A 6237-nucleotide genomic window follows, 5' to 3' on the forward strand; every position below is an offset into this window, starting at 1 on the left:
ATATGGAAAGTTTGTTGAGCAACTTCAAAATACAAATCAACCCAAAAATTTACGTTAAAGACCCTGAAACCTCGGCTTTGGGCAAAAAAATCATCGAGCACAGTATCTTGCTCATCGACCAAATCGGGTTCGAGGATTTCACTTTCAAAAAACTTGGTGCCGCCATCCACTCGAACGAAAGCTCGATTTACCGTTACTTCGAGAACAAACACAAACTCATGTTATACTTGTCTTCGTGGTATTGGAGCTGGATTGAATACAAACTTGTTTTCAGCACTTCAAACATTACCGAAGCTTCAGAGAAACTCAACCGTGCCATTTCAGTAATTACCGAAAAAATTCTCGACGACCAAAGCACTCCGCACATCAACGAAAGCATTTTGAACAAAATTATCATCTCCGAATTCACCAAAACCCTACAAACCAAAGAAGTCGATCAGGAGAACAAGGAAGGCTTTTTCTTGATTTACCAAAGAATCATCGATCGGCTCGTGACTCTAATTCAAACAGTAAACCCAGATTATCGTTTTGCCAAAAGCCTAGCTTCGAGCATCGTGGAAGGTTGCCTGCACCAGCATTTCCTTATGTTACATTTAGGCAGCATTACCAACTGCGACTCGAGCATTTCACCCACTGATTTCTATTTAGATTTAGTACAAAATATCCTCAGAAAATGACACCACTTAAACGATTTTTCAACTTACTGCGGCTCGACAAAAAAGATGTCTTGCAAATCTTCTTTTACGCCATTTTTGCCGGACTCATCAGTTTGTCATTGCCCATTGGCATTCAAGCGATTATTGTTTTCATTCAGGCCGGACGCATCAGCGCTTCTTGGGTTTTGTTGATTTTCTTGGTGGTCTTTGGCGTAGCATTGGTTGGGCTCTTATCGCTCATGCAACTGCGCATTACCGAGAACTTGCAACAGAAAATCTTTGTGCGCTCGTCGTTTGATTTCACGGCGCGTTTCCCGAAAATCAAATTCGAATCTACCTATAATATCTATCCGGCAGAATTGGCCAATCGCTTTTTCGACACGCTGTCTATTCAGAAAGGCACTTCCAAACTCTTGATTGATTTCTCGGCGGCTTTGCTTCAGATTTTCTTCGGCATCATCCTGCTTTCGATTTATCATCCTTATTTTATTCTGTTCGGATTGGCGCTGCTGATTTTGCTTTACTTGATTTTCAAAAATTCCTATACTACAGGTTTGAATACGAGTTTAAAAGAATCGCATTACAAATACAAAGTCGCCGGCTGGATTCAGGAAATTGCTCGCAATCATTTCAGTTTTCGCAACACGTTGAATTACCACTTCGCACTTCAAAAAAACGATACCCTATTAACAGATTACTTGTCTTATCGCGAGAAGCACTTTAAAGTATTGCAGAAACAATTCAGCCAGTTGATTGTTTTTAAGATGATTATTAGCGCTGGGCTTTTATCGGTCGGTGGATTTCTGGTGTTGAACCAACAAATGAACGTCGGGCAATTCGTAGCGGCAGAAATCATCATTCTATTGGTGATTGGTTCGGTTGAGAAGATTATTCTTGGGCTTGAAACTTTTTATGATGTATTGACTTCGGTGGAAAAAATCGGTTGGATTACTGACTTAGAATTAGAAGCTGCACAAGACTTTAAACAGGATTATTGTTATACCAAAATTCAACTCGAAACAGAGAATCTTAGATTTCGCTTTCCAGAGTCTAAAAACGATGTACTCAAATCAATATCGCTCAAAATAGAACAAGGCGAAACAATTTTCCTTGAAGGTGAGAACGGATCAGGAAAAACCACTTTAATAAGAATTTTGGCCGGCTTACTGCAACCAACTTCTGGTGTGTTTTTTATCAATGATGATATGTACCGTAAAATGGATCTTGAACAATACCGCTCGCAAATTGGGACGATTTTTCATGGCGAGACGCCTTTTGAAGGTACTATTAAAGAGAACATCACTTTCAACGATGCAACAGTTTCCGATGAGGATTTAAAATGGGCTATCGATGCTGTACAATTGGGTAGCTACATCAAATCATTACCCGAAGGATTAGACACTAAGATTTTCCCTGAAGGCAAGAAGCTATCGTCTTCAAATGCACGAAAAATTTTACTCGCCAGAAGTATTATTCACAAACCCAAAATCTTGTTTTACGAAAATCCGACCGATACACTTGACGAAATTGTGGCTAGTGAGATCATCGATTTTATCTTATCTGACAAACATTCCTGGACAGTAATCGTCACCTCGAAAAACGAACGCTGGAAGGCAGCTTGCTCTAGAATCATTGCCCTACAAAACGGAAAAATCACCTCTGACCTCAAACAATAACGCCATGCTAAACTTATCTCATACCCAACAGAAAATTGTTCCTTTAGAGCAATATGCGACGGTTAAAAATTTGAGTACGCGTCCGCATTACAAAGTCTTGAACCGCATTATTATCGGGGTTTGCGCTTTCGTTTTCATTTTGCTCTTCTTGCCTTGGACACAGAATATTTCAGGAAACGGAGCCGTTACCACACTCAAACCGAACCAACGTCCGCAAACGATTCAGAGTGTGATTTCAGGGCGCATTGAAAAGTGGTATGTTCAAGAAGGAGATTTCGTGCAGAAAGGCGATACCATTTTGTTCATTTCGGAAATCAAAGACGATTATTTCGACCCGAATTTAGTAGCCAATACCAAAAACCAAGTCGAGGCCAAAAAGAAATCGGTCATTTCCTATGGTTCTAAAGTTAAGGCTTTGTCGAACCAGATTTCTGCAATCGAAAACGAAAAAAACCTCAAACTGCAGCAAGCCAAGAATAAAATTCAACAAGCAATGCTAAAAATTAAGAGCGACAGTATCGATTTCGAAGCCGTGAAAACCCAAATCAAAATTGCTAAAACCCAGTTCAATCGCTCTGTGCAACTCAATAAAGAAGGCCTTAAACCGCTGACAGATGTAGAAGAGAAACGCCTGAAATTGCAGGAAGCTGAGGCGAAAATCATCACTCAGGAGAACAAACTGCTGGCCAGTAAAAATGAATTCATTAACGCCAAGGTGGAAATCAACCGCATCCAAGCCGAATACAACGAGAAAGCTTCCAAGGCCCAAAGCGACCAATTCACCGCGCTCAGCAGCCAGTTCGACACCGAAGCCCAAGTGACCAAACTCGAGAACCAATACGTGAACTACAGCATCCGAAACGGAATGTACTACATCAAAGCACCTCAAAGTGGTTATGTGAACCGTGCCTTGCAAGCCGGTATTGGCGAAACCATCAAGGAAGGTACTTCGATTGTGAGCATTATGCCCGCAGACTACGAAATTGCAGTGGAATCTTACATTGACCCTATCGATTTACCGCTAGTGCACCGAGGCGAAAAAATTAGGGTTTGGTTCGACGGTTGGCCCAGAATCGTGTTTTCCGGCTGGCCCAATATGTCTTACGGTACTTTTGGCGGACGAGTGGCTGCCATCGAGAATGCCATTAGTGAGAACGGAAAATTCAGAATCTTAATAGCTCCCGACCCGAACGATGCGCCTTGGCCCAAACAGCTCAGCATCGGCAGTGGCGCACAGACAATTGCCTTGCTCAACGATGTACCGATTTGGTACGAAATCTGGCGCAACCTCAACGGATTTCCACCGAATTATTACAAACCCAAAACTACAACCGCTAAAGAAAAATAGTGATGAAAAACTGGCTTTTGATTTTGTTATTGTCATCGCTTCCGGGTTGGGCTCAAACCGAAAACCCGACAGTGCTGCCGTTTGCCGAATTTCTGGGTTATGTAAAAAAGTACCATCCGATGGTGCGCAATGCCGGTCTTGAAGTGAGTATGGCGGAAGCCAACCTGATGAAAGCCCGCGGCGGATTTGACCCAAAATTAGAAGCGGATTTCTCACAGAAACAATTTAAAGACAAAGAATATTATTCGCTGCTCAACGGTACTTTCAAAATCCCGACTTGGTACGGCATTGAAGCCAAAGCCGGATTTGAAAATAACGACGGCTTGTTTCTGGATCCGCAGAACACGGTTCCTAATAACGGATTGGCTTCTTTTGGTGTGAGCGTTCCGTTGGGTCAAGGTTTACTGATTAACCAGCGGATGGCCGATTTAAGAAAAGCCAAAACCTATCTGAAACTCAGCCAAGACGAGCAGAAATTACGAGCCGTAGCAGTGATTCACGAAGCTTCGTTGGCTTATTTCAAGTGGAAACGAAGTTTTGACGAAGTGCAATTGTACAGCGAATATTTGACTGTGGCAGAAAATCGTTTCCGCGGCATCAAAAGTTTGATTGAACAAGGCGATAAACCTGCGATTGACAGCATCGAGGCCAGAATTATTGTGAGCAATCGTTTGGTGAGTTTAGAAGATTCAAAGCTCAAACTCAACAAAGCCGCACTAGAACTCAGCAATTTTTTGTGGCTCGACAATGCCATTCCGCTCGAGTTGGCCGAAACGGTACAGCCTGAAAAAGCACTCGCCAACTCCATCGCGACCACGCTGCGCACCGAAGAGCTGTTGCAAAACGAACCAACAATCGCCAACCACCCGAAAATTAATGTACTGGAAAGGAAGATAGAATTGCTAACCATCGACAAAAAACTCAAATCAAATGCTTTACTGCCGCGAATTGATTTGGGCTATTCCTATTTGGCTGTGCCCGATTCGATGTCGGCTTATGGCTTGAAAGATTATAAAGTAGGTGTAAACTTTGCCTTTCCTTTGTTTCTCAGAAAAGAACGTGGCGATTTGAAAATGGCCAAATTGAAACTACAAGAATCGCAATTCAATTTGAGCTTGGAAAAATTGGAGCTTTCCAATAAAATTGCCTCGCAGCGCATTGCCGTAAAATCGCTGGAGAAACAGAAAAAACTTATTGAAAGTTTGGTGGCCGATACCGAAACTTTGGTCAATTCTGAAACGCGGCTTTTTGAGTTTGGCGAGAGTTCCATGTTTTTACTCAATTCTAGGGAAAATAGTTTGATTTCGACGCAACTCTCACAAATCACACTGGAGAACCAACTCTTGATTTCGCATGCCGATTTGTATCAAACTATGGCCAATCCCGGAGGATAAACCGCCAGCCACATCTTAACCTTTATTATTTTGAAAAAACTTTTACTGACGATTTTCTTATTGCATTCACTTTTCAGTACCGCCCAAAACCGGATTACTGACCGAAATAATATTGGCTGGTATGCGGCCAACGCGACTTTTACTGTTTCAGAACATTTCGGAATCCACACCGAATACCAATGGCGGCGCCTAGATTATGGCGAAAACTGGCAGCAAGGTTTGTTGCGGATTGGCGTGAATTACAAATACAATAACAACGTGCTTTTTCGCGCAGGTTATGCTTGGGCCGAGACTTATCCGTATGGCGAGATTCCGCTCAATGGCATGGGAAAAGACTTTACCGAGCACCGCATTTTTGAAATGGTGCAATTCAATAATAATATGAACCAACTCAATGTGAGCCACCGTTTGATGCTGGAGCAACGCTGGGTCGGACGGTATTCAAGCGAGGATTTGAACAACGAAGACATTTATATCTACACCAACCGGTTGCGCTATATGTTCCGGTTGCAACTACCGGTTTACAAGGATTTTTACGCGGCCGCTTACGACGAAATATTCATAGGCTTTGGCGGAAAAATCGCCGAAAATATTTTTGACCAGAACCGTTTGGGTTTACTCGTGGGCTACCAGTTCAATAAGCATTTCAAAGCCGAAGGCGGCTATTTGAACCAGATTGTACAACTGGGTCGCGAAGTGAATGGCGAGAATGTATTCCAGAAGAATAATGGTTTTATCGTTACAGGGATTTTTAATTTTGATTTGCGGAAAGCTGCTACAGGTAAATGACATCAAGAGCTTTGCGCCTTGGCGTCTTAGCGAGATTTAATTTTCTCGCAAAGGCGCAAAGGCGCAAAGACGCGAAGTTTGCACAGTGGTTTTCTACGGGCACGTCCTGATTGGAAATTTCAACTATGATTTGTGGAAAGTGACAACAGGTAAATGACATCAATAGCTTTGCGCCTTGGCGTCTTAGCGAGATTTAATTTTCTCGCAGAGGCGCAAAGACGCGAAGTTTTGCACAATGGTTTTCTATGGGCACGTCCTGATTGGAAATTTCAACTATGATTTGTGGAAAGTGACAACAGGTAAATGACATCAATAGCTTTGCGCCTTGGCGTCTTAGCGAGATTTAATTTTCTCGCAGAGGCGCAAAGACGCGA

Annotated in this window: 5 protein-coding genes; all 5 read left to right on the plus strand. The window is 42.6% G+C overall.

Going from position 1 to position 6237, the window contains the following annotated elements; translation table 11 throughout:
- Positions 1 to 2: 2 nt before the first annotated feature.
- The 5 genes from G4D82_RS12970 to G4D82_RS12990 are packed head-to-tail and all read left to right on the plus strand — an operon-like array spanning position 3 to position 5863.
- Complete coding sequence (locus G4D82_RS12970; RefSeq protein ID WP_166337718.1) at positions 3 to 677, plus strand: TetR/AcrR family transcriptional regulator; 675 nt, start codon at positions 3 to 5, stop codon at positions 675 to 677.
- Positions 674 to 2332 (plus strand): peptidase domain-containing ABC transporter, encoded by a 1659-nt coding sequence (locus G4D82_RS12975; RefSeq protein WP_166337719.1) that lies wholly within the window; start codon positions 674 to 676, stop codon positions 2330 to 2332. Before G4D82_RS12970 ends, G4D82_RS12975 begins: the two co-directional genes overlap by 4 nt.
- A gap of 4 nt (positions 2333 to 2336) precedes the next feature.
- Entirely contained in the window at positions 2337 to 3680 is a 1344-nt protein-coding gene (locus G4D82_RS12980; RefSeq protein ID WP_166337720.1) for an HlyD family secretion protein, read from the plus strand.
- Between the two features lie 2 nt (positions 3681 to 3682).
- Positions 3683 to 5074 carry a TolC family protein gene (locus tag G4D82_RS12985; protein ID WP_166337721.1) on the plus strand — a complete coding sequence of 464 codons (1392 nt, stop codon included), beginning with the start codon at positions 3683 to 3685 and terminating at the stop codon, positions 5072 to 5074.
- Between the two features lie 30 nt (positions 5075 to 5104).
- The gene (locus G4D82_RS12990) at positions 5105 to 5863 is read left to right on the plus strand and encodes a DUF2490 domain-containing protein (protein WP_207788178.1); all 759 of its coding nucleotides are present in this window, start codon (positions 5105 to 5107) and stop codon (positions 5861 to 5863) included.
- Positions 5864 to 6237 lie beyond the last annotated feature (374 nt).

Source organism: Flavobacterium lotistagni (assembly GCF_011392125.1).
Taxonomy (GTDB): domain Bacteria; phylum Bacteroidota; class Bacteroidia; order Flavobacteriales; family Flavobacteriaceae; genus Flavobacterium; species Flavobacterium lotistagni.

Excerpts from the sequence above, each read along its gene's own strand:
- G4D82_RS12975 (WP_166337719.1), top strand. The coding sequence starts at position 674 with ATGACACCACTTAAACGATTTTTCAACTTACTGCGGCTCGACAAAAAA.
- G4D82_RS12970 (WP_166337718.1), top strand. The coding sequence starts at position 3 with ATGGAAAGTTTGTTGAGCAACTTCAAAATACAAATCAACCCAAAAATT.
- G4D82_RS12985 (WP_166337721.1), top strand. The coding sequence starts at position 3,683 with ATGAAAAACTGGCTTTTGATTTTGTTATTGTCATCGCTTCCGGGTTGG.
- G4D82_RS12980 (WP_166337720.1), top strand. The coding sequence starts at position 2,337 with ATGCTAAACTTATCTCATACCCAACAGAAAATTGTTCCTTTAGAGCAA.